25 protein-coding genes are annotated in these 22982 nt (G+C 44.9%); 9 read left to right on the forward strand and 16 right to left on the reverse strand.

Annotated features, from left to right (window positions below; all coding sequences use genetic code 11):
- Positions 1 to 8: 8 nt before the first annotated feature.
- The 4 genes from fusA to H0S56_RS11050 all read right to left on the reverse strand — a co-directional run bounded on the left by fusA (position 9) and on the right by H0S56_RS11050 (position 4939).
- A complete protein-coding gene (gene fusA, locus H0S56_RS11035) occupies positions 9 to 2144 on the reverse strand; it encodes an elongation factor G (protein WP_174894616.1) in 2136 nt (711 codons plus the stop codon).
- Positions 2145 to 2272: 128 nt separating this feature from the next.
- Complete coding sequence (rpsG, locus tag H0S56_RS11040) at positions 2273 to 2743, reverse strand: 30S ribosomal protein S7 (protein WP_004279240.1); 471 nt, start codon at positions 2741 to 2743, stop codon at positions 2273 to 2275.
- 180 nt (positions 2744 to 2923) lie between these two features.
- Positions 2924 to 3298: a 30S ribosomal protein S12 gene (gene rpsL / locus H0S56_RS11045; RefSeq protein ID WP_002050319.1), complete on the reverse strand. Its 375-nt coding sequence runs from the start codon at positions 3296 to 3298 to the stop codon at positions 2924 to 2926.
- Between the two features lie 156 nt (positions 3299 to 3454).
- A complete protein-coding gene (locus H0S56_RS11050) occupies positions 3455 to 4939 on the reverse strand; it encodes an EcsC family protein (RefSeq protein WP_195725067.1) in 1485 nt (494 codons plus the stop codon).
- 273 nt (positions 4940 to 5212) lie between these two features.
- Here H0S56_RS11050 and H0S56_RS11055 point away from each other — a divergent pair, with 273 nt between their 5' ends.
- Positions 5213 to 6442 (forward strand): beta-ketoacyl synthase N-terminal-like domain-containing protein, encoded by a 1230-nt coding sequence (locus tag H0S56_RS11055; protein ID WP_004730606.1) that lies wholly within the window; start codon positions 5213 to 5215, stop codon positions 6440 to 6442.
- Between the two features lie 23 nt (positions 6443 to 6465).
- Positions 6466 to 6918, forward strand: coding sequence for a CopD family protein (locus tag H0S56_RS11060; protein WP_195725068.1), 453 nt, complete (start codon positions 6466 to 6468; stop codon positions 6916 to 6918).
- 58 nt (positions 6919 to 6976) lie between these two features.
- Here H0S56_RS11060 and H0S56_RS11065 read toward each other — a convergent pair whose 3' ends face one another.
- The 4 genes from H0S56_RS11065 to H0S56_RS11080 form a co-directional block, all read right to left on the reverse strand.
- Entirely contained in the window at positions 6977 to 8404 is a 1428-nt protein-coding gene (locus H0S56_RS11065; protein WP_195725069.1) for an amino acid permease, read from the reverse strand.
- A 169-nt stretch (positions 8405 to 8573) separates the two neighbouring features.
- On the reverse strand, positions 8574 to 8939 hold the full coding sequence (locus H0S56_RS11070) for a RidA family protein (RefSeq protein ID WP_195725070.1): 366 nt from the start codon (positions 8937 to 8939) through the stop codon (positions 8574 to 8576).
- A gap of 48 nt (positions 8940 to 8987) precedes the next feature.
- Positions 8988 to 10100, reverse strand: a complete 1113-nt coding sequence (gene alr / locus H0S56_RS11075) for an alanine racemase (protein WP_195725071.1) — start codon at positions 10098 to 10100, stop codon at positions 8988 to 8990.
- 34 nt (positions 10101 to 10134) lie between these two features.
- The gene (locus H0S56_RS11080; RefSeq protein WP_004646103.1) at positions 10135 to 11394 is read right to left on the reverse strand and encodes a D-amino acid dehydrogenase; all 1260 of its coding nucleotides are present in this window, start codon (positions 11392 to 11394) and stop codon (positions 10135 to 10137) included.
- Between the two features lie 140 nt (positions 11395 to 11534).
- On the opposite strand from H0S56_RS11080, the gene H0S56_RS11085 reads away from it, so the two are divergent.
- Positions 11535 to 12002, forward strand: coding sequence for an Lrp/AsnC ligand binding domain-containing protein (locus H0S56_RS11085; protein ID WP_195725072.1), 468 nt, complete (start codon positions 11535 to 11537; stop codon positions 12000 to 12002).
- An 87-nt stretch (positions 12003 to 12089) separates the two neighbouring features.
- Here the strand turns inward: H0S56_RS11085 and lysM are convergent, their stop codons facing one another.
- The 6 genes from lysM to H0S56_RS11115 all read right to left on the reverse strand — a co-directional run bounded on the left by lysM (position 12090) and on the right by H0S56_RS11115 (position 15848).
- Positions 12090 to 12584 carry a peptidoglycan-binding protein LysM gene (lysM, locus tag H0S56_RS11090; RefSeq protein WP_195725073.1) on the reverse strand — a complete coding sequence of 165 codons (495 nt, stop codon included), beginning with the start codon at positions 12582 to 12584 and terminating at the stop codon, positions 12090 to 12092.
- Between the two features lie 185 nt (positions 12585 to 12769).
- Positions 12770 to 13006 (reverse strand): acyl carrier protein, encoded by a 237-nt coding sequence (gene acpP / locus H0S56_RS11095; protein ID WP_004646101.1) that lies wholly within the window; start codon positions 13004 to 13006, stop codon positions 12770 to 12772.
- Between the two features lie 83 nt (positions 13007 to 13089).
- Complete coding sequence (fabG, locus tag H0S56_RS11100; protein WP_004279229.1) at positions 13090 to 13824, reverse strand: 3-oxoacyl-ACP reductase FabG; 735 nt, start codon at positions 13822 to 13824, stop codon at positions 13090 to 13092.
- Positions 13821 to 14807: an ACP S-malonyltransferase gene (fabD, locus tag H0S56_RS11105; protein WP_195725074.1), complete on the reverse strand. Its 987-nt coding sequence runs from the start codon at positions 14805 to 14807 to the stop codon at positions 13821 to 13823. The genes fabG and fabD overlap by 4 nt, the downstream gene beginning before the upstream one ends.
- Before the next feature lie 223 nt (positions 14808 to 15030).
- Complete coding sequence (gene rpmF / locus H0S56_RS11110; RefSeq protein WP_004279227.1) at positions 15031 to 15213, reverse strand: 50S ribosomal protein L32; 183 nt, start codon at positions 15211 to 15213, stop codon at positions 15031 to 15033.
- 77 nt (positions 15214 to 15290) lie between these two features.
- Positions 15291 to 15848 carry a YceD family protein gene (locus H0S56_RS11115; RefSeq protein WP_004279226.1) on the reverse strand — a complete coding sequence of 186 codons (558 nt, stop codon included), beginning with the start codon at positions 15846 to 15848 and terminating at the stop codon, positions 15291 to 15293.
- Between the two features lie 97 nt (positions 15849 to 15945).
- Between H0S56_RS11115 and H0S56_RS11120 the strand changes: the two genes are divergently transcribed.
- From H0S56_RS11120 to H0S56_RS11130, 3 genes are all read left to right on the forward strand, one after another.
- A complete protein-coding gene (locus H0S56_RS11120) occupies positions 15946 to 16608 on the forward strand; it encodes an elongation factor P hydroxylase (RefSeq protein WP_195726085.1) in 663 nt (220 codons plus the stop codon).
- Positions 16609 to 16695: 87 nt separating this feature from the next.
- Positions 16696 to 17313, forward strand: coding sequence for an L-threonylcarbamoyladenylate synthase (locus tag H0S56_RS11125; protein ID WP_004646095.1), 618 nt, complete (start codon positions 16696 to 16698; stop codon positions 17311 to 17313).
- 45 nt (positions 17314 to 17358) lie between these two features.
- On the forward strand, positions 17359 to 17643 hold the full coding sequence (locus H0S56_RS11130) for a hypothetical protein (protein ID WP_168386737.1): 285 nt from the start codon (positions 17359 to 17361) through the stop codon (positions 17641 to 17643).
- Positions 17644 to 17724: 81 nt separating this feature from the next.
- Here H0S56_RS11130 and H0S56_RS11135 read toward each other — a convergent pair whose 3' ends face one another.
- Positions 17725 to 18204, reverse strand: coding sequence for a hypothetical protein (locus tag H0S56_RS11135; protein ID WP_071851463.1), 480 nt, complete (start codon positions 18202 to 18204; stop codon positions 17725 to 17727).
- A 503-nt stretch (positions 18205 to 18707) separates the two neighbouring features.
- Here H0S56_RS11135 and H0S56_RS11140 point away from each other — a divergent pair.
- The 3 genes from H0S56_RS11140 to rluB are packed head-to-tail and all read left to right on the forward strand — an operon-like array spanning position 18708 to position 21183.
- A complete protein-coding gene (locus H0S56_RS11140; protein ID WP_195725075.1) occupies positions 18708 to 19502 on the forward strand; it encodes a segregation and condensation protein A in 795 nt (264 codons plus the stop codon).
- On the forward strand, positions 19499 to 20089 hold the full coding sequence (gene scpB / locus H0S56_RS11145; RefSeq protein WP_195725076.1) for an SMC-Scp complex subunit ScpB: 591 nt from the start codon (positions 19499 to 19501) through the stop codon (positions 20087 to 20089). Before H0S56_RS11140 ends, scpB begins: the two co-directional genes overlap by 4 nt.
- 41 nt (positions 20090 to 20130) lie before the next feature.
- Positions 20131 to 21183 carry a 23S rRNA pseudouridine(2605) synthase RluB gene (rluB, locus tag H0S56_RS11150; protein WP_195725077.1) on the forward strand — a complete coding sequence of 351 codons (1053 nt, stop codon included), beginning with the start codon at positions 20131 to 20133 and terminating at the stop codon, positions 21181 to 21183.
- A 56-nt stretch (positions 21184 to 21239) separates the two neighbouring features.
- On the opposite strand, the gene H0S56_RS11155 is transcribed toward rluB, so the two are convergent.
- Positions 21240 to 22976, reverse strand: coding sequence for an ABC transporter ATP-binding protein (locus tag H0S56_RS11155; RefSeq protein ID WP_195725078.1), 1737 nt, complete (start codon positions 22974 to 22976; stop codon positions 21240 to 21242).
- Positions 22977 to 22982 lie beyond the last annotated feature (6 nt).

The following is a 22982-nucleotide window of genomic DNA, read 5'->3' on the forward strand; positions in this document are numbered from 1 at the left end:
TCGAAAGATTACTCGTCGTCACCTTTTTTACCGCCAGATTGGAACTTAGAAATGATGCCTTCAGCCACGTTACGTGGAGTTTCAGCATATTTAGCAAATTCCATAGAGTAAGTCGCACGACCTTGAGACATAGAACGCATATGAGTTGCGTAACCAAACATCTCAGCCAATGGAACTTCAGCACGAATGGCTTTAGTACCACCAGGAAGATCGTCCATACCCTGAACCATACCACGACGACGGTTTAAGTCACCCATGATATCGCCCATGTAGTCTTCTGGAGTTTCTACTTCAACTTTCATGATCGGTTCAAGAAGGATAGGATCCGCTTTCATGAAACCATCACGGAAGGCATAAGAACCCGCCATTTTAAACGACAATTCGTCAGAGTCGACGTCATGGTAAGAACCGTCAAACAATGTCGCTTTAATGCCAACTACTGGGTAGCCAGCCAAAACGCCATTCTTCATACGTTCTTGAATACCTTTGTCAACCGCGCCGAAGAATTCTTTAGGTACAACACCACCTACAACTTCTTCAACGAATTCGTAATCTTTTTCAGATTCAGGATCCATCGGCTCTAAACGTACATATACGTGACCGAATTTACCTTTACCACCTGTTTGACGTACGAATTTACCTTCTTGCTCAACAGACTTTTTGATCGTTTCACGGTAAGAAACCATTGGCTTACCAATGTTCGCTTCAACACCGAATTCACGCTTCATACGGTCAACAATGATGTCAAGGTGAAGCTCACCCATACCAGCAATAATCGTTTGACCAGATTCTTCGTCTGTACGAACGCGGAATGATGGATCTTCTTTCGCCAAGCGACCTAAAGCAACTGACATTTTTTCTTGGTCAGCTTTAGTTTTAGGCTCAACTGCAAGTGCAATTACTGGCTCTGGGAATTCCATACGCTCTAGTGTAATTACGTGGTTTTCATCACATAATGTATCACCAGTAGTCGTATCTTTAAGACCTACACATGCCGCGATGTCGCCCGCACGAATTTCTTCGATATCATGACGATCGTTTGCGTGCATCTGTACGATACGGCCAACACGCTCACGCTTCATTTTTACTGGATTATAACACGGGCTACCCGCTTTAAGAACACCAGAATAAACACGTACGAACGTTAAGTTACCAACGAATTTGTCGTTCATGATTTTGAACGCTAACGCAGCAAACGGTGCTTCGTCAGACGCTTCACGAGAACCTTCAGACTCAGCTTTGTCATCAAGGATACCCTTGATCGCTTCAACGTCAGTCGGTGCTGGCAAGAATTCAATTACTGCGTCCAACATACGTTGAACACCTTTGTTCTTGAATGCTGAACCACAAAGCATTGGTTGGATTTCGTTCGCCAATGTACGCTTACGGATACCACCAACGATTTCTTCTTTAGTCAGCTCTTCGCCTTCTAGGTACTTGTCCATGAGTTCTTCTGATGCTTCCGCAGCAGCTTCAACCATGTTAGTACGCCATTCCTGAGCTAGCTCAAGTAATTCAGCAGGGATTTCGCCATATTCGAACTTCATACCTTGAGATGCTTCATCCCAGATAATCGCTTTCATTTCGATTAGGTCAACAACACCCTGGAAGTTTTCTTCTGCACCAATTGGAACAACGATTGGCACCGGATTACCGCCAAGACGTGTTTTAACTTGTTCAACTGCACGGAAGAAGTTCGCGCCAGTACGGTCCATTTTGTTAACGAACGCAATACGTGGAACTTTATATTTATTTGCTTGACGCCATACAGTTTCTGACTGCGGCTGAACACCACCTACAGCACAGTAAACCATGCACGCACCGTCAAGAACACGCATAGAACGCTCAACTTCGATCGTGAAGTCAACGTGTCCCGGGGTGTCAATTACGTTAATACGGTGTTGTTCGAACTGGTTACCCATACCTTTCCAGAAGCATGTTACAGCTGCTGAGGTAATGGTAATACCGCGTTCTTGCTCTTGTTCCATCCAGTCCGTAGTTGCCGAACCTTCGTGAGTTTCACCAAGTTTATGGCTCTCACCTGTGTAGAACAAAATACGTTCAGAAGTGGTTGTCTTACCTGCGTCGATGTGCGCAGAAATACCAATGTTACGGTAACGAGAAATTGGGGTTTGACGTGCCATGATTTCTAGCATTCCTAAATTTTGTTGTTTAAAACAGGACGCTTTAAGCTGCATAGCAACTTAAAGCGCTTTGGTGACAAAACCATGACGGTCTTATCACCCTCCTGAATAGGGCCTGTTTTATCTGCTTAGAAACGGTAGTGAGAGAATGCTTTGTTGGCTTCAGCCATACGGTGCACATCTTCACGTTTCTTAACCGCAGCGCCTTTGCCTTCAGATGCATCAAGCAACTCGCCAGCAAGACGTAAAGCCATAGTTTTTTCAGAACGCTTAGCAGCAGCATCTACTAACCAACGCATCGCTAGAGCAGTACGACGGGATGGGCGTACTTCCATAGGAACTTGGTATGTAGCACCACCAACACGGCGTGCTTTTACTTCGACCATAGGACGAACTTTTTCAAGAGTAGTCTCGAAAAATTCAACTGGGTCTACTTTAGATTTTTCTTGAACGCGGTCTAAAGCACCGTAAACGATACTTTCAGCAATAGATTTTTTACCATCTTGCATTACGTGGTTCATGAATTTAGCGATTGTTTGGCTGCTGAACTTAGGATCCGGAAGGATTTCACGAGCAGCGACTACGCGACGTCTTGGCATTTTAAACTACCTATAAAGATGACACTTCAGGTTTATCCAGCATGAGTACAAAGTGTCATGTACTACTCGCTGGCCTTACTATACGTCGCTTGGAATTTTCACAAAATTAATGCAGAAATCAGACAAGCGAGACGATAAAGGATTGCGGTTCTACGTTCTTAAAACTTAATTCTTAACGAATTATTTCTTAGGACGTTTAGTACCGTATTTAGAACGAGACTGGTTACGATCTTTAACACCAGCACAGTCTAAAGAACCACGAACGGTATGGTAACGTACACCTGGTAAGTCTTTAACACGACCACCACGGATAAGAACAACACTGTGCTCTTGTAGGTTATGGCCTTCACCACCGATGTAGCTAGAAACTTCGAAACCTGAAGTTAAGCGAACACGGCAAACTTTACGCATTGCTGAGTTAGGTTTTTTAGGTGTAGTTGTGTAAACACGTGTACAAACACCACGGCGCTGTGGACAAGCCTTCAACGCAGGAACTTTAGATTTTTCAACTAAAGTCGTACGACCCTTGCGGATCAACTGATTTGTTGTTGCCATTTGGCAATTCTCCCGTTAATAAAAAGCCCCAAAAAACTACTACTTTTTGAGGGCATGCAATTGTAATTCAAGATGCAAAATTGGTCAACCTACTCAAGCCAAGCAAATGCCGTTTCTCACGACATTTGCTTGCTTTTATTTACCTTCAAAATTCGCTTATTTTTTTGAATTTTTACCAGCTTTTTTGATCACGTCTTGAGCTTCAGATTTAGTTTCCGAGTTTTCTTGATCCTCTGCACCCTGCTGTGAAGTCTCTGTAGCAGCTTCTCCCTCGTCAGCAGCTTCTGGATGCAGTTCAGCTTCGATTTCCGGGTCAAATGAAGTTTTGGTTAAAGCCGGCTGTTGCGACTGCTTGTCTGCCGCAGGTTCAACCAACTCATCGTTGAGCGCCTCCAGCCCTTCACTCACCTTTTCATCTTTCTTCACTTCTGCTTCTTCAGAACTCAGATCATTCTGCTCTTTTTTGACCAGCTTGACTTGGGTAATCGTGTTATTGCCTTCAATCGCAATATCTTTATCCATGATCAGATTATCTTTCGCAGGCTCAACTTCGTGAGAGGCACCATTTAGGAGTTTCGGAGTTGCCTGTTGCAACAAACTGACTGCTTTTTCATAGGCAGCATAAGGAGACAATTGCGAATCCTGATGCTGAATCAGGTATTGGCGTGCATGCGAGAATGCTTCCTGAGCTTTCTGATTTACATCCTCGACAAAACGATGGCTATATACAGCCCCAATACCAGCACTCGCCAGAGGCGTCAGTTTGGTTAATCGCTCCAGAATCGAAATTTTTGGCAGATGATTCATCCATTCCCATTTAGCCTCTCCCTCATGACGACTTAACCATTGCTTGATGGCGCTGACATCATTATCAGAACCTAGCATGGCTTGTAACTGCGAGATATCATGAGTTTTAAGTGTATTACTTAAAGCTTTTAAACCTAATAATAAGGTCTGTTTTTCCGCAATCAGGCTCAGGTCAATCTGTCTAAAGATATGCTGGACGATTTCCTGATCATCTTCTTTGCTCAGGTCAAAACCATAAGAGCGACCGACTTGATAGATGGTGCGCAATGCCATCAGTAAAGAAGCAGGAATATCGATCGCGGTGCCAAGCATCCCTGAAGCGCCACTCACTGCCCCCTGAACCGTCGCAATCCATTTGTTTTGTTCACCCAAAGCCTGTGAAATTCGCTTGGATCGATCGACGTCCTGAGTCAATTCCTCTAAATCTTTCGCTCCCGCTTCATTCAGAATGGCATCAACCGAACTGGTTTGATTACTAAATTGATTCAGACGATCATAAAAGTAGTTAGACACTTTTTCGGTTAAATCGGGAGAAACAAAATGCGCGACATTATTCACGGTATTAAAACGGCGTCCGAGAAGTTGGCGCGATACATTTGGAAGATGCTCGCGAAGCATTTGCTGAGGATTATCATATTTTTTAGCTGAAAAAGCGCTTTTCGTCTTCGCCGAACCATCAATCAACTGATCGGAGCTGGAAGGCTTCAGCGCTTTAGTCACCGAATCCGGCGCAACATGATTCAATAAATCCAATCCAGTTGAACTGAACTTTTTCGCCACTCCAAAGGCATTCGAAATCAGACCATTAGATTGTTTATTATTAGCATTTACCATTTTTTACCTCAGCATTCATGTGCTTGTATTTGGTATAAATACTAGGTGTAGTCAGCGTTTATCTCAACTTTATTCTGTTTCATTTAGTAAAACCCGTACACGCCGACTCACAAACTCAACCGACTGTCACACGGCATAACATTTGCCATAAGATTTCAAAAGTCTTTCTGCTATCATGTTCCCCATCATGAAATAAGGCTAAGCGCTGGATTGGGCGATTTTAAAACCCAGATATCTGCCGCTGAGCATAGAGCAAACTATAAGGATCTGTAGATGAAACGTGTTGTCATCACTGGCATGGGTATTAACTCATGTATTGGTAATACATTAGAGGATGTAAACCATTCTTTACAAAACGGGATTTCAGGAACACGTTTTAATCCGACTTATGCTGAACTCAATTTCAAAAGTCATGTCAGTGCTGCAGCCGAGCAGGATTTTGACGGGATCGACCGCAAACTGAAACGCTTTATGGGCGTATGTGCAATGTATGCATATAACTCAGCCCTTGCTGCAGTGGAACATGCCGGTTTAAAGGTTGAAGACCTAGCTGGCAACCCACGCTATGGTATTGCGGGTGGTTCAGGTGGCGGTTCAACAGCTTCCGTTATTGAAATGAACGAATTATTGCAAACCAAAGGTGCGCGTAAAGTCGGTCCTTTCTTTGTACCGCGTAATATGACCAACACTATTACAGCTAACGTTGGCGTTGCATTCAAATTACAAGGCGTGGCACATACCATTACCAGTGCATGTGCAACCTCTGCGGATGCGATTGGTTATGCCTATAACCTGATTCAACTCGGCAAACAAGATTTAATGCTGGCAGGTGGCGGTGAAGAAGATCACTGGTCACAAAGCTTGTTGTTTGATGCCATGGGCGCGCTTTGCTCTAAATACAATGACAGCCCTGAAACAGCATCACGCCCTTATTCTGCGGACCGGGACGGTTTCGTGATTGCGGGTGGTGGCGGTTTTGTGATCCTTGAGTCTTTGGAACATGCGCAAGCGCGTGGCGCAAATATCTTAGCTGAAGTGGTTGGTTATGCTGCAAACAGTGATGGTGCTGATATGGTTGCACCATCTGGTGAAGGTGCAACACGTTGCGTACTGATGGCTTTAGAAGAAGCCAAACAACACGGTGTCGATAAAATTGACTATGTAAATACACATGGTACTTCTACTCCAGCGGGTGACATCACAGAACTTAAAGCAATGGAACGTGCTTTCGGTGAAGGTCAGGTTCCTCCACTCAGCTCAACCAAGTCAATGACGGGTCACAGTCTGGGTGCTGCTGGTGTTCAGGAAGCGATTTATTCGGTTCTGATGATGCAAAATGACTTTATTGCTCCAAACATCAACGTGACTGAGCTGGATGAAGGCGCAAAACCGTTTGATATCGTGCTTGAAAAACGTGACGCAAAATTGAATACTGTGATGAGTAACAGTTTCGGTTTCGGCGGCGTAAACGCTTGTCTCATTTTCAAAAAATGGGAAGGCTAAGCTGCCCAGTTTAGGGTGACTTGATGGATGCTCCTTCTGATGCTTTCTTGTGGGTAAAAGCATTACATATTATTGCAGTAGTTTGCTGGTTCGCGGCTTTGTTCTACTTGCCACGTTTATATGTTTATCATGCCATGAGCGAAGATGCCATCAGTCATCAACGCTTTGAAGTCATGGAACGCAAGTTGTACCGTGGCATCATGTGGCCAGCCATGTTGGCCACCTTGATTACGGCACACTTTCTGGTGGATTGGGGTGATGCAACGCGTCATTACCATGAAGCCTTATGGTTTTACCTTAAAGTCGGCCTGGTCGGCTTATTGGTGATTTACCATCTGGTGTGTGGTTATTACCGCAAGAAGCTGATTGGTAATGCACACTACAAGTCACACAAGTTTTGGCGTTATTTTAATGAGACGCCAACCTTGATCTTATTTGCAGTGGTGATTTTAGTCGTGGTTAAACCTACTTTCTAATTCACCTGCATAATAAAAAAATCCCCGATCAGTCGGGGATTTTTTTATGTCTGAATATTTAAGGATTACCACGCTGACGCATACGCGGCTTATACAGCAAACGATAGGTCACTGCCAGAATAATTAACCATAAAGGACTGATCATCAGAGCCTTTAAGGTATCGGGTTCCAGACTTAAAATAATCAAGGCGAATAACAGGAATGCCAATACCACATAAGACATCCACACTCCACCCGGCATTTTAAAGGTCGAGGCGGCATGCTTTTGCGGTTGCTGCTTACGGTAACGGATGTAGCACACCATAATGATGCTCCAGATACTAATAAACAGGATCACACACAGCGAACTCGCCAGAGTAAAGGCTTCCATGGTGTTTGGCACAAAATACTGAAATGCTGCCCCCAACATAATAAAAGCACAGGAGAAAAATAACCCTGTGGCTGGTACAGCTCTGCTAGATAACCGCGCCAAAGCTTGAGGTGCTTGTCCGTCACGTGCCAGACCAAACAACATACGGCTGGTCGAGAATACGCCACTGTTCATAGAGGACATCACTGACGACAACACCACCAGGTTCATGATAATGGCTGAAGTTGGAATACCGGCATACAGGAACAAACTCACAAAAGGACTTTGATCCGCAGGAATCAGATGCCACGGTGTGACCGACATGATCATCAGCAATGACAATACATAGAACAGAATGATCCGCGTAGGAATAGCGTTGACCGCTTTGGGTAAGTTCTTTTCCGGATCTTTGGTTTCTGCCGCCATCGTACCGAGCAGTTCCACCCCGACAAAGGCAAACATGGCAATCTGGAAACCTGCCAGAAAACCAGTAAAGCCTTTGGGAAATAAGCCACCATGTGCCCAGACATTACTAAAGCTGGCGACGGCGCCACTCGGTGCCTGAAAACCGCTAAACACCATATAGCCACCGACAAAGATCAAACCAAGGATGGCTAAAATCTTGATTAGTGCAAACCAGAATTCAATCTCACCAAACAGTTTGACCGTCACCAGGTTAATCGCGAGAATAAACAGCACACAACCCACACTAATCATCGCCTGCCCAATCGGGGTAAAAGCCATGCCTTCGGGCAGCCAGAAACTCAAGTAGTTAATAATCGCCGCGAGATCGGCAATCCCTACCAGCACCCAACCCAGCCAGTATGACCAACCAATATAATAGCCAGCACCCGGCCCGATCAGGTCATGGGCCATATCAATAAAGGATTTGTAATGCAGATTGGACAGCAGCATTTCACCCAACGCACGCATCAGGAAGAAGAACATGCCACCAATGATCATATAAATGATCAAAATTGAAGGACCTGCCAGGGAGATGGTTTTTCCCGATCCCATAAACAGGCCAGTACCGATACAGCCACCAATGGCGATTAACTGCAAATGTCGGTTAGAGAGTTTTCGTTGCAACTCATGCGGCGACGATTTTACGTCTTCTGTGCCCGGGGTGGTTTTCATTTTTACATCCTTTTTAATCTTTACAACAGCATCAAGCTGAATTTACAACGTTCAGTCCTCGAACGCTTATTATGACATTTTCATACTTTTTACTGCGCTGTTCAGTGAGATTTACTGCACTAAAACGACTTAAATCATTGCATGGGAGATTTCAACATTAAAAATTAAATTAAGCTTGAGCTGCAATGACTGCAATTTCAATCAGCCAGTCCGGATTAACCAAATCTGCCTGAATCGTGGCACGTGCCGGCGTGCCATGACCTTGTAACCACTCTACCCAAAGCTGATTCACAGTTTGAAAATCATCCAGATTTTTCACGAACAGTTGTGCAGAAAGCAGCTGGCTTTTATCAGTATTGGCCAATGCAAGCAATTCCTCAATTTTTGCAAAGACTTCCAGTGTTTGTCCGCGTACATCCAGATCCGTGCTATTCGGCACCTGACCCGATAGATACACGGTTTGCTGATGAATCGTCACCGCACTCATGATTTGATTGCTGTTGAGTCGCTGAATAGCTGTATTGTCCTGTGTCATGTTGATCTTCCTTGTTTGGGATATTGAAATAAAATTTAAATTAAAAATTTAAGCGTCAATCTGGAAATGAACCCGAGCGGTCACTGCACACATCAGCTCATAGCCGATGGTACCTGAACTGGCCGCCACGTCATCAATCGGCAAAACCACACCTTGGGAAGATTGGCCCCAAAGTACCACTTCACTACCTATATCTGCGTGCGGCAGCGCAGTCAGATCTACGGCCAGCATATCCATACTGATTCGACCCAATGTCTGTGTTTTGATTGAATCGACCAGCACGGGCGTACCGGTCGCCGATAGACGTTGATAGCCATCGGCATAGCCACAGGCCACAATCCCGATCCGCATTTCCTGCGTGGCAATAAATTTGGAACCATAGCCAATGCTCTGACCTGTCTGGATCATTTGAATGGCGATAATTTCACTGCGTAAGCTCATGCTCGGTTGCAGATTCCAGTCTTGAATCGTGTGTGTTGGATAATCTGGTGAACTGCCATACAGCATGATGCCGCTACGTACAATGTCTGAATGAAGGGTTTGATGATGCCGCAGAATGGCTGCGCTATTACTGAGCGAGATTTTACCTTCAAGCCCCTGAATGGACTGGCTAAAAATCAGGTTTTGATACTGAATCCCGTCCACGCCAAAACGCTGGCCATCCGCATCGGAGAAATGGGTCATATGGGTAATGGAACGGACAGTGTTCAGCTGTTGCAGCTCCTGCCAGATCTCTGCATATTGCTGCGGCTCGAAACCCAGACGGTTCATGCCGCTGTTCATTTTCAAATACACATCAAACTGTGCATCCGGCGCTATTTCGGCAAACTGTTTCAACCATTGCACTTGATGTCGGGAATGAATGGCAAAGCTCATTTCATGCTTCACACATGCAAATAAATCCTCAAAAGCGAAAATACCTTCGAGCAACATTAGCGGCTTCTTGCATCCCAGCGCACGTAGCCGCGCGCCCTCTTCAATATCCAGAAAGGCAAAACCGTCTGCACCTTCAAGTCCAGCATAGACACGTTCAATCCCGTGCCCATAGGCATTGGCCTTGACCACGGCAAATACCTGACTATTGGGCATACATTGGCGCGCCACACTTAAATTATGCGCAAGCGCCTGTTGATGGATAATTGCAGTAATGGGACGTGGCATACATTCCTCCTTGAATATTCCGCCTCAGATAGTCTTAAGCCGCCTGGTGATAGCGCGCCAATGACAATCCTTCGGTACTAATTTCAGGATCACGTGCCAAAACCAGATCGCTGATTAATTTTCCTGAACCGCAGGCCATGGTCCAACCCAGCGTGCCATGTCCAGTATTCAGGAACAGGTTTTTAAAACGGGTTTTCCCAATAATTGGCGTACTGTCCGGGGTCATTGGACGCAGTCCTGTCCAGAAACTGGCCTGATTCATGTCTCCTCCAGGGAATAAATCACGGGTCACCATTTCCAGCGTGCCGCGACGATCTTCATTCAGACCCAAATTAAAACCGCTCAGTTCAGCCATTCCCCCTACGCGGATGCGCTGGTCGAAACGGGTAATCGCAATTTTATAGGTTTCATCCAGTACTGTAGATTGTGGTGCATAGGCCGGATCTAAAATCGGAATGGTCAGTGAATAACCTTTCACCGGATAGACCGGTAAATTCAGTTCAAGCGGTTTGAGGAAATCACGTGAATAACTACCAAAGGCCAGCACATATTTATCTGCCGTGAGTACCTGACCATTCACCAGAACACCTTTGATCTGGTCACCTTCTACAATCAGCTTTTCAACGTTCTGATTAAACTTGAACTCTACACCCATCCCTTTGGCATGTTCTGCCAGGGCATTGGTAAACAGATAGCAGTCACCCGTTTCGTCATTGGGTAAATGCAAACCACCCACCAGTTTATCTTTAGCCTGTGCCAATGCCGGCTCTACACGCGCCAGTCCATCACGGTCAAGCAGCTCAAACTCCACACCGGTTTCTTTCAGAACTTCAATATCGCGCTGCACCGCATCCAGCTGTGCATCTTTACGGAAAATCTGCAAAGTGCCTTTCGAGCGGTTCTCATAAGAAATGCCAATGTCACGGCGCAAATTACGTAAACAGTCACGGCTGTATTCAGCCACACGCACCATACGTTCTTTATTGACTGCATAATGCTGGGCATTACAGTTTTTCAGCATTTGTGCCATCCACTGCAATTGCCACAAGCTGCCATCGACATTAATCGCCAACGGTGCATGATGCTGAAACATCCATTTGACTGCCTTAAACGGAATACCTGGTGCGGCCCAAGGGGTCGAGTATCCTGGAGAAATCTGCCCAGCATTACCGAAGCTGGTTTCTTGCGCCGGACCTGCCTGACGATCCAGCACAGTCACGGTTGCTCCCTGCTGCGCCAGATAGTAAGCGCTTGCCACACCAATCACACCACTACCCAAAACTAATACGCGCATTACCTTAACCCTCAAACATCTTTTCAGTTTATTTCACTAGTATATTTTTGCTTTAATAGTTAAATTCACTATATTCAGACTGTATATTCAGTGAAATAAATATTTTTTCGGGCAGAATTAAAAAAAAGAGGGAAATATTAATGCGCAAATTAGACCGCATTGATCGCATGATTCTAGACATCCTGCAACGCGATGGCCGGATTGCCATTAGCGAACTGGCAGCACTCGTCAATCTATCAACCACACCCTGTTCAGAACGGGTAAAACGGCTGGAACGCGAAGGCATCATCATGGGTTATTACGCCCGTCTAAATCCGGAAATGCTAGAACGTAGTTTGCTGGTATTTCTGGAAATCAAACTCTCAGCCAAATCAGGTGATGTCTTTGATCAGGTGGCACGCAATTTGACTGAGATTCCGGAAGTCCTGGAATGCCATTTAATTTCCGGTGATTTTGATTATCTGGTCAAAGCGCGTTTAAAGGAAATGAGTGCCTATCGCCGCCTGTTGGGAGATTTACTAAAAAAACTGCCCGCTTCTGCTTCATCCCACAGTTATGTAGTGATGGAAGAAGTCAAAGAAAGTTTATATCTGGACCTAGGTATTTAGTAATGATGGCTTTTTAAAGCCACGGACAAAAACAACAAAGCCCCAAACGGGGCTTTGAGATCGAACATTGATTGAACTTATTAAACCTTAAGCAGGAATGCGTAGCACCTGTCCCGGGAAAATATCATCTGCATCTTTGAGCAACGGACGGTTGGCTTCAAAAATTTTATTATACTGATTGGCATCACCATAAAATTCTTTTGAAATTTTTGACAAGCTGTCACCTGATTTCACTGTGTAGAACTTACTTTCCGGCTCAGGACTGCTCACTGTAAGCTGATCATCCACTTTGGCGACATGATCAATATTACCCACGGCCAGGACGATCTTTTCACGATCGGCCTGACTTTGTACCTGACCTCTGATCGTCGCCAGATCAGAAGCGGAGTTATAACTGATGGATAAGCCAGTGATCGGAAGGCCCAGACTTTTCACATGGCCGAGTAGTTTATTTGCCACTTCCTGAGCAGAAGGCTCTGCAGGTTGTGCTACAGTCGGCGTTGTCGTTGTAGGTGCAGCCTGTGGTTCTGCAGCAGCTGTATTCTTCTTACCGATACCTTTTACAAAATCAAAAAGACCCATAGCGGACTCCATTCTTGTTGTTAATGTCACATCACTCTTATTTTTATAATGAAAACTCTAGAGAGATAGTTAGTCATTGGTGACAGAAAGGTAATGGATTGTAAAACCTCCATTCATGTGAAATGCAGACACAAAAAAACCACCTCAAGGGTGGTCTTTATGTTCAGCAAAGCTGAAATCGGCGATTAACCTAGTTTCTTAGAAACGTAGTCAATTGCAGATTGAACAGTTGTGATTTCGTTAGAATCTTCATCAGGAATCGTGATGTCGAAGTCATTTTCGAAAGACATAACAAGTTCAACTAGATCTAGAGAATCTGCACCTAAGTCATCCATGAAAGATGCTTCGTTTTTAATCTCTTCGATTTTGATACCAAGTTGTTCTGCAACTGCTTGCTTAACACGTTGTTCGATATCGCTCACAGGAATTCTCCTCATTGCTTGTGGCGTTTTTAATGCCGTTAGTTTAATTGAATCTAAAAAATTTGGAAAGTTTATACTTGAGCTTAGCTCATGTATAAGCCCCCATTTACATGCATAACTGTACCAGTAATGTAACTGGCTTTATCTGAAGCCAGGAAACTTACGGCATTTGCGATATCCTGCGGATCACCTAAACGGTTTAACGCCACCTGTTCAGTCATTTTTTTACGAATTTCTTCGCTTAGCTGCTCAGTCATTTCAGTCGCAATAAAACCTGGTGCTACCGAGTTTACGGTAATCTGACGGCTACCCATTTCTTTGGCCAAGCTGCGGCTAAATGCCTCAATACCTGCTTTGGCGGCAGAATAGTTGGCCTGGCCCGGGTTGGCAAAGTGTGCCACAACAGAACTGATATTAATGATGCGACCGAAACGCGCCTTGGTCATGCCTTTGAGTACACGCTTAGACAAACGGTAAACTGCTTTCAGGTGAATATTTAAAATATCATCCCAGTCATCTTCAGACATACGCAGCAGCAAATTGTCTTTGGTAATACCGGCATTATTGACCAACGCAAGGACTGGACCATAGTTCTGTTCGATGTCCGTTACCAGCCCATCAATCGCTGCACCGTCACGTACATCTAGTACTCTTCCAGCACCATTTTCAGCAAACTGTGCAGATAATTTTTCCGCACCTGCTTCAGACGTTGCAGTACCTATGACAAAATAACCGTCTTGAATCAATTGCTGTGCGATCGCAGCACCAATACCACGACTTGCACCTGTTACCAGAGCAACTTTACGTTCCTGTGTCATGCACTTTTCCCTTCTGCCGCCAATACGGTGTTTAATGCATCTTCCAGACGGGATTGACTGTCCAGTGGAAGTGCTTTTTGAATATTCGGCAAGCGTTTCGCCAAGTTGGTCAATACATTACCCGGACCACATTCTACGATGTACTCAATGCCTTCATCTTGAAGGTATTGTAAGGTTTTGGTCCATTGTACTGACTCATAAAGTTGCGCGGTCAACGCCTGACGCAATTCATCTACATTGGTTGCCGCTTGCGCGCCCACATTTTGTAATACAGGAATGCGTGGTAGCTCAATGGCGGTTTGTTCCAATGCCGGAGCAAACTGTTCAGCAGCAGGTTTCATTAATGAACAATGCGATGGAACTGATACTGGCAATGCAATGGCTTTTCCGCCGTTTTCTTTGGCCAATGCCATCACTGCTTCAACGCGATCTTTATTGCCTGCAACCACAACCTGCCCTTGCGCATTGTAGTTGGCTGCTTCGACAGAACCTTCGCCTGCTGCAGTTGCTTGTGTACACAGCTCAATCACTTTGGCATCATCCAGACCCAAAATGGCAGCCATCGCGCCCACACCCTGAGGTACTGCAGTCTGCATCAATTTGCCACGCAGGTTCACCAACTTCGCAGCATCGCCCAGGCTTAAAGCACCCGATGCGACCAGTGCGCTGTATTCGCCCAATGAATGGCCTGCCAGATATTTCGGTGCTACACCGCCAGATTCTAACCACACGCGCCATAAGGCAATACTTGCAGTCAGCAATACCGGTTGGGTAAATTCGGTTTGATTTAAGTTTTCGCCAGTTTGCGCAATCTGCCACAGATCAAAACCGACGGCTTCAGATGCTTCTGCAAATGTCTCGCGAATACTCGCAAACTGTTCTGCAAGCTCAGCCAGCATACCGGCCTTTTGTGAACCCTGACCCGGAAACACAAATGCAGTTTTTGTTGCTGGCGCTGCTTGTTCGAGTGGTGTAGCAGACATAATAAAATCCTTTCATTCAAGAGGTGTGCTTCTTCAATCCTAACAAGAAGACTGACCAATAAGACCACCTAAATCATTGTGGAGCGCAATTTAGCATGTAATTTTGCTGGCGGTAATTGCCAAATACAACAAAAAACCGATACCGCTAAAAATCGAAGACAAAAAAAAGGGAGCTAAATGCTCCCATTTTTTCTACTAAGCTTGACGCTTAATACATCACCAATTATTCAGCAGATGCTTTAGCGAATAATTGACGACCACGGTAGATACCATCTTTAGATACGTGGTGACGACGGTGAGTCTCGCCAGTAGCTTGGTCTACAGTTAATGCATTCTCGGTTAAAGCGTCATGTGAACGGCGCATGTCACGGCGAGAGCGACTTTTACGGTTTTGCTGAACGGCCATGATGGCTCCTTACAAAGATCGAAAAAATGGATCAGAACAAATTCGATTGTCTTATACACAAGAGTATAACACAAAAATTAGTTAAGTTTACCCTTCAAAGCAGCCAAAACTTCAAACGGGTTGTCCCGTTTTTCTTCAGCCACTTCTTCTACGGCAGGTTGATGCTTATGTTCACAAAACTCATGTTTAGGCGACAACGGCATCAACAATAACAGTTCATCTTCTATCAGCGCGAGTAAATCAGCGGTCGCAGGTGCATCATAATCACCTTTGGTCGTTGCTTCACTTTCACCTAGGACGATGAAATCAGCATCCTCATCCAAGCGCTCTATCAGTGACTCATCATCCACAAGTGCCAAATGGAACGATGAAACCAGTTCAATTTCTACAGTTTCCAGACAACGCTGGCATTCCATAGGAACTTTTGTTTCAACGTGACCATCTAGCCATGCAATACGATGATAGGCATCCATTGATAGCTTACAGTCTATGTTAATCAATTGATCATCAATTGATCCAACAGCTTCACGAGCGATACGAACAAAGCGGGATAAAGGCAGTTGACCTGACCATTTAAAGCCCTGTTCAGCCCATTTAAACGGCTCAATCTGTGCCGGAAAGGTATTTGCTGACATAATTAAGGCGGCAATTCTACAAATTCATCAGTACTCTGTCAAAGATTAAGATACAATTTTGTACTTATTTCGACAGACCATTTGGGTAACTCAAGTCATGCATCTGTTGCAGCCGCAAACAGAAGTGAATGTTTCATCACTCGTTAGCACAATTCCAAGCCTTGATTCTGACAGTTCAACACAACAAGTGCAACTCTCGCCATGGGCGAATTTATCGTCAGAAGCGCAGCAGGTGGACTGGCTCATCTTACACTTTAATCACTGGTTTTCCCATTTAAATGTCACTTTAGTGCGCGGCGAATTTGAACCAGAATATTTCCCTGCAAGTACAAACAGTCCTGCCCGGATCCAGTTTGCCCATGGTTTCTTTAATAGCGCTTTGCATGAAATCAGCCACTGGACCATTGCCGGAGACAAACGCCGCCTGCTGCCTGATCTGGGTTACTGGTATGCCCCGGATGGGCGGACCCGTGAACAGCAGGCTTTATTTGAACAGGTCGAAATCAAGCCACAGGCAATTGAGTGGATGTTTGCCCAGGCTTTTGGCCGTAAATTCCGGGTTTCTTTGGATAACCTGACTGGCGACGGCGGTGATGGTGCCAGCTTTAAAGACAATGTCTACGCTCAAGTGCAGGCTTATTTTAATGGTACAGCCAAACTTCCACGTGATGCAGCGCGTTTTATCCAATGTATCTGTATCTGCATCAGAGGTGGCAAAAGTTTACAATCTGATGAATTTATACGTGAAATACTTGATTAAATTACACAAATCTACCTTTTTTATGATTGCCAGATCTTGCCTGAGCGCCACATAATAAGCCATCAGCCCAAGCTTGGAGTAGTCTCTATGCTGCATTTACGCGTACACCCAGACAATCCGCAACCCCGCTTAATCAGTCAGGCAGTGGAACGTATCCGTGCGGGTGATGTGGTGGTCTATCCCACTGATGCGGCCTATGCGATTGGTTGCCAGATTGGGAACAAGAGTGCCATGGAGCGGATTGCGCAAATTCGTGGTCTGGGCCCAAAGCATCAATATGCGATTCTGTGCTGTGATTTATCCGATATTGCCACTTATGCCAAGGTGGATAATGCCATGTACCGTTTGCTGAAAAATAATACACCTGCCATCACGACATTTATTTTACCTGCGACCAGTGAAGTGCCGCGTCGGTTGATGCATCCCAAGAAGAAAACCATTGGTCTACGCATTCCGAATAATCCGGTGTGCCAGATGCTGCTCAAAGAACTCGGTGAACCGTTGTTGACCTCTACCCTGATTTTACCGGGTCAGACTGACCCACTCGATGATCCTTATGATATTGAAATGCAACTGGGCAAACGCATTGATGTGTTTGTAGATAGTGGTTTAGGCACGTTAAGCACGACCTCTATTGTAGATTTATCAGGTGATCATCCAGAAGTGATTCGTCGTGGTATGGGAGATGTCAGCGCCTTTGAATAAATGACGCTTGAGAAATTCCTACAAACATTGAGGGAGTCAGAATGAATGGATTTATTTTATCTCCTACTGAATCAGCATGAATTTTCTGCACAGGATTTGATCTATGCAGAACTGCCTTGGACACTGCAATCCAAGGCAGTTCTGGTCGAAGCACATCCTTCTCCCCATCTCACTATAAATATTGATCATACTGAGTACCAATTTTTCCTGACGTTGGCTCTAGTGAGACAGTTGTTACAGATCTACTCCAACCAAAATGTATGCCTGGCAGAAACTTGCCAACGTATCATTGAATTTGCGACCAAGGAATACAGCCATTCCTCACCATGAAAATCTAAAACAGCATATGGTGAGAGGTTGCAGTTCTATTCTTTTCAATTCGGCAGATATGCAGTGGCTGGCAAAGACAGTTTAGGAATCTGAACTACGTTCATAATGACGAACCGCAATGAAATTTGGACATTGCGATAGCTTCTGTTCATGATGCATGAGCTCTTCACCCAGTTTATTTTTCAGATACACATGAAAAATAATCTGATCCTCTTCCAGTACATTCAGCATCGCTGTACGTGCCTTGGGTTCCATGACTTTAAAGGAGTTGATCGACTCACAAGACATGGCTTGCATATCCAGTTTAATCCGTTCATCCAGCTGATCACCCTCATAAGCCATATGCCGCATGTAAAAACGGATATTGGGATATTGGTCCAGCACACTAAAATCCATTTTCATGGCCTGCATGACAGGTCGGGCCTGTTCCGCAAAAGCTGAAAATCCGCCTGATTTCAGTCCTGTGCGTGCTTCATCTTCAAGCTGCATAATCTGATATTTGGGATAAGCCCAAAATCCCCCGAATGCGATCATCCCAATAACAACCAGAATAAGTGGCATGCTTTCTTCACCTTTTTATTAATTTTTGTGATTCTTGACTATTTTTCGAGAGTATAGCGGTATTTTTGACCAAAAATTATAGGGAGATATTTTATTAATACTTATTAATTTTATGTTTTTTAATGGGAAATCCGTTTGAAAATCATTCGATATCTGCCAGCTAGCTTATTTACTCTTTTGAGGAGAATCACTGTATTGATCGAGTTTTGAAGTGAATCAACTGATATCATCTACCAGATACGCTTAATTATGAGAACCAATTTAACCTAAAAATCACAGTAGCATTTCCAGCTATGTTTTGTCATTTTTCTCGTTGCTATTTTTAAATCGTAGATAAATTCCATTATTTTTTTAAGTTTTTATGGCTTTGACGGCTTATTTAATTTATTTAAAGTTACTTTTCCAGTACAATGACAACGCTTAATCCTGTGCTTTTCTTTCGATCAGATACCGAAAATCAAGCCTTTGCATGCCTTTGAAAATTCGCGTGGCCTATAATTGTAATGACTCAAATTATCCATAACACTATGGAATCTGCTCCGCACATTCGGGTTCTGGATGAATGGCAGGATACAATTCCAGAGGATCTGTACATTCCTCCAGCGGCATTTGAAATCTTATTAGAACATTTTGAAGGCCCACTCGACTTTTTAATTTACCTGATTCAAAAAAACGGTTTTGATCTGTTACAGGTCGATATCGCGCCGATTGCAGCACAGTATTTGTCTTATATGGACGCAATGAAATCCCTGAATATCGAGCTGACAGCCGATTATATGGTGATGGCGGCCTTACTGGCAGATCTGAAATCACGTTTGCTCTTGCCGAAACCGAAAAGTCTGGCTGCGATTGAGCAGGATCCAAAACAAGAACTGATTGACCGTTTAGAAAATTATTTAAGAATTAAACAGGCAGCAGAACGTCTGGGCCAAATGCCAATTCTGGAACGTGACACTTTCACCACCAACGTCAGTTTGGGCGAAATCCAGCAGCCGAATGAAGGGTATTCAAGCGATTTATTGCGTGATGCCTTGCTTTGTATATTTAACCGTCCTGAACCCGTGATTCATCAGGTGCAACAGGAACCGGTATTGCTGGAAGAACGGATTGCCTATATTGAAAGTTGTATTGAAACTGGCGAAGTACTCAGCTTTAAGGACTTGTTAAAACCGAGCCAAGGCCGTATGGGTATGGTGGTGACCTTTATGGCGGTACTGGAACTGACCCGACAACAAAAAATTCAGATTATTGCTACAGGTATTGAAGCCCCGCTCGCAATTCAAGGAGCCAGTCAATGACACTCAATCAAAATACGCTGTTATCTGCAGAAGATAATCGGCATGAAGTCCTGATGCAACTTGAAGCCATTATTTTCGCTAGTGACTCTGCTGTTTCATTGGCTCGTCTGAAAGAAGCTTTTCAGGATCGCTATAACAAACAGGAATTACGTCAGTATTTACAACAACTTTCCATGCTGATGCATGGCCGTTCGATCGAACTGATTGAAACAGCACAAGGTTATCGTTTTCAAGTGCGTGCAAAATATCGTAATATTATTGCACAGACCTGGCCTGAGCGACCGGCTCGCTTATCGCCTTCATTACTGGAGACGCTTGCAGTGATTGCTTATCACCAGCCAGTGACTCGAGCGGATATTGAACAGATTCGTGGTGTTACGAATAACAGTCAAAACCTGCGTACGCTGTTTGACTGGAACTGGATTATAGAGTCCGGATTTCGTGAACTCCCTGGAAGACCTGCGTTGTTAATGACAACGCCACAATTTTTAAATGCGTTTGGCCTGAATAGTTTGGGCCAATTGCCTCCCCTGCAGGATGCCAAGGAAGCTTTTATGGCCCTCGATGCGAATGCACCGAAGTCATAAATAGGTGAACTGTTGATAATTATTTCTAAGGTTATGCTGTCATGAGTGAAAAGTTGCAAAAGGTGCTTGCACGCGTTGGTTTGGGTTCTCGCCGTTATATGGAAGAAGTCATTGCCGCGGGTCGTGTAAGTGTCAACGGGCAAATTGCCCAAGTGGGTGAAAGAATCGAACCAGGTGATGAGCTTCGCATCGATGGTCGTAAAGTTGCCTTCCAGATTGAAGACGAAATCCGTCGTCGTGTCATTATCTATTACAAGCCTGAAGGCGAGATCTGCTCACGTAGCGATCCTGAAAACCGTCCGACCGTGTTTGAACAGCTGCCTGCTATTCCGGGCGATCGCTGGGTGATGGTCGGTCGTCTGGATATTAACTCGACCGGTCTGCTCTTGTTCACAAATGATGGCGAACTTGCCAACCGCTTGATGCACCCATCGAATGAAATCGAACGTGAATATGCAGTTCGTGTCATGGGTGAAGTTACACCACAAATTCGCAACAACATGCTCAAAGGCGTAGTGCTTGACGATGGTCCGGCAAAATTCGAATCTTTCTCTGAATTGGGCGGTGACGGGATCAACCGTTGGTTCCAGGTAGTAGTAAAAGAAGGTCGTAACCGTGAAGTACGTCGTATCTTTGAATCGCAAGGTCTGAAAGTTAGCCGTCTACTGCGTACCCGTTATGGTACTGTGATTTTGCCACGTGAACTGCGTACCGGTCGCTGGATTGAACTGGATAAAAACGATATCGACAACCTGACCAAAGCTGTGGAATTGAAACCACGTCAAGGTACAGGTTTGTTTGGTATGGCGAAACGCCGTAATGAACGTATGCAGGACAAGCCGATGGCTGCACGCCGTGGCGGTTTCTTGCGTCAGCAACGTCGTGACAGCGATGAGCAACCACAAAACAACACTGGCCGTGAGCGTCGTGATGAAAATGCTTATGGTCGTCGTGACAGAGCTGAAAACCAGAATGGCACTCAGTTTGTGCGTCGTGAAAACCGTCCTGATCAAAGTTTTGGTCGCCGCGAAGAGCGTGATGAAAATGCGCCGCGTCGTCCATACGGTGTCAACAAAGGCTTTAAAAAGTTTTAATTAAGATAAATAAAAAAAGTCAGGCACATTGCCTGACTTTTTTTATGCCTTATGTATCAGGCACTTTGTGGAATCCCTTGCGGAATGGCACCGAGTAAACGCTTGGTATATTCATGCTGTGGGGATTGATACAGCTCATCCGAATTGGCAATTTCCACCAGCTCCCCATGATTCATCACCATGATCTGATCAGAAATATATTTTACTACCGACAAATCATGCGAAATAAAGATATAGCTCAGTCCAAATTCATCCTGTAAATCTTGTAGTAAATTCAGCACCTGCGCCTGTACTGATACATCCAGCGCCGAAACCGATTCATCACAGATTAAAATCTCGGGTTTTAAGGTCAGGCAACGTGCAATTGCAATCCGCTGGCGCTGACCACCGGAAAACTCATGCGGGTAACGATAAAAAGCCTGTGCAGGCAAGCTGACCCGCTCCAGCAGGTCCAAGGCCATTTGTTTGCGTTCAGCATCATCCTGACCAATCTTGTGAATCTGCATCGGTTCCATCAGGATTTGTCCAACAGTAAAACGTGGATTCAGCGAAGCATAGGGATTCTGGAAAATGATCTGGATTTTACGTTGATACTGGGTAAACTCCTGTTCCGACATGTCCAGAATGTCCCGACCCTGAAACAGTGCCTTACCACCCGTAGCCTGTTGCAGACGCATCAGCAACAAGCCAATGGTGGTTTTACCCGAACCGGATTCCCCGACCAGCCCCAAGGTCTTGCCTTTGGCCAGCTGGAAAGAAACCCCTTTTACTGCCTGAAATTCATCTTTGCCAAACAGTCCTTTACGACTATAAAAAGATTTCTTTAGATCCCGTACATCCAGAATAATTTCCTCTCCACCCTTTAGCCCACGTGAACGTTGCGGAAGCTGAGTATTCAGACGGATATCTTCCAGCCAGGTTGAACCATCCTGTTTCATAAAATCACTAATCATCGGCAAACGTAACGGACGTTGCGACAATTGTGGACGGCAATGTAACAAGGCTTTGGTATACATGTCCTGAGGCCGGTCCAGCACCTCCCGAACCGGACCCTGTTCACGGATTTCCCCATGGCGCATTACAATCACCTGATCGGCAATTTCACCAACCAATGCCAGATCATGGGTAATAAACAGCATCGACATCTGGCGACGCTGACGTAGCGATTCCAGCAAGTCCAGAATCTGCTTTTGAATAGTCACATCCAGAGCGGTGGTCGGTTCATCTGCAATCAACAGTTTCGGTTCACAGGCAATAGCCATGGCAATCATGACCCGTTGCTGCTGTCCACCGGAAAGCTGCCCCGGATAGGCATCAATTTTAGTTTCTGGCGCAGGGATCCCCACTTCTTTGAGGAGCTCCAGGGTACGTTGCCGCGCCTGTTTTTTATTCATGCCTAAATGTAGTTGCAAGATTTCTGCAATCTGCATGCCTACCGTAAATACCGGATTTAGCGAAGACATTGGCTCCTGAAAAATCATGGCAATGTCTTTGCCGCACATCTTGCGCATTTCACGGGTTTTAAGCTTGAGCAGGTTTTTCCCTTCAAAGATGATCTGGCTATCTTCTGAAATACGTGCGCTTTCTGCCGGAAGCAGGCCCATAGTGGCGAGGGAAGTGACCGACTTGCCACTTCCCGATTCGCCTACCAGTGCAACTGTGGTATTGGCCGGAATCTCGAAAGAAACCCCTTTTACAGTCTCAATATATTCTTTATTTTCACCTTTAAAACTAACTCGCAGATTTTCTACGCGAAGTAGCGCAGGTGCTGTGCTTGGATTGATTTCAGACATCGTTGC

It is taken from the genome of Acinetobacter lwoffii, from assembly GCF_015602705.1.
In the GTDB taxonomy this organism is placed as follows: Bacteria; Pseudomonadota; Gammaproteobacteria; order Pseudomonadales; family Moraxellaceae; genus Acinetobacter; species Acinetobacter lwoffii_E.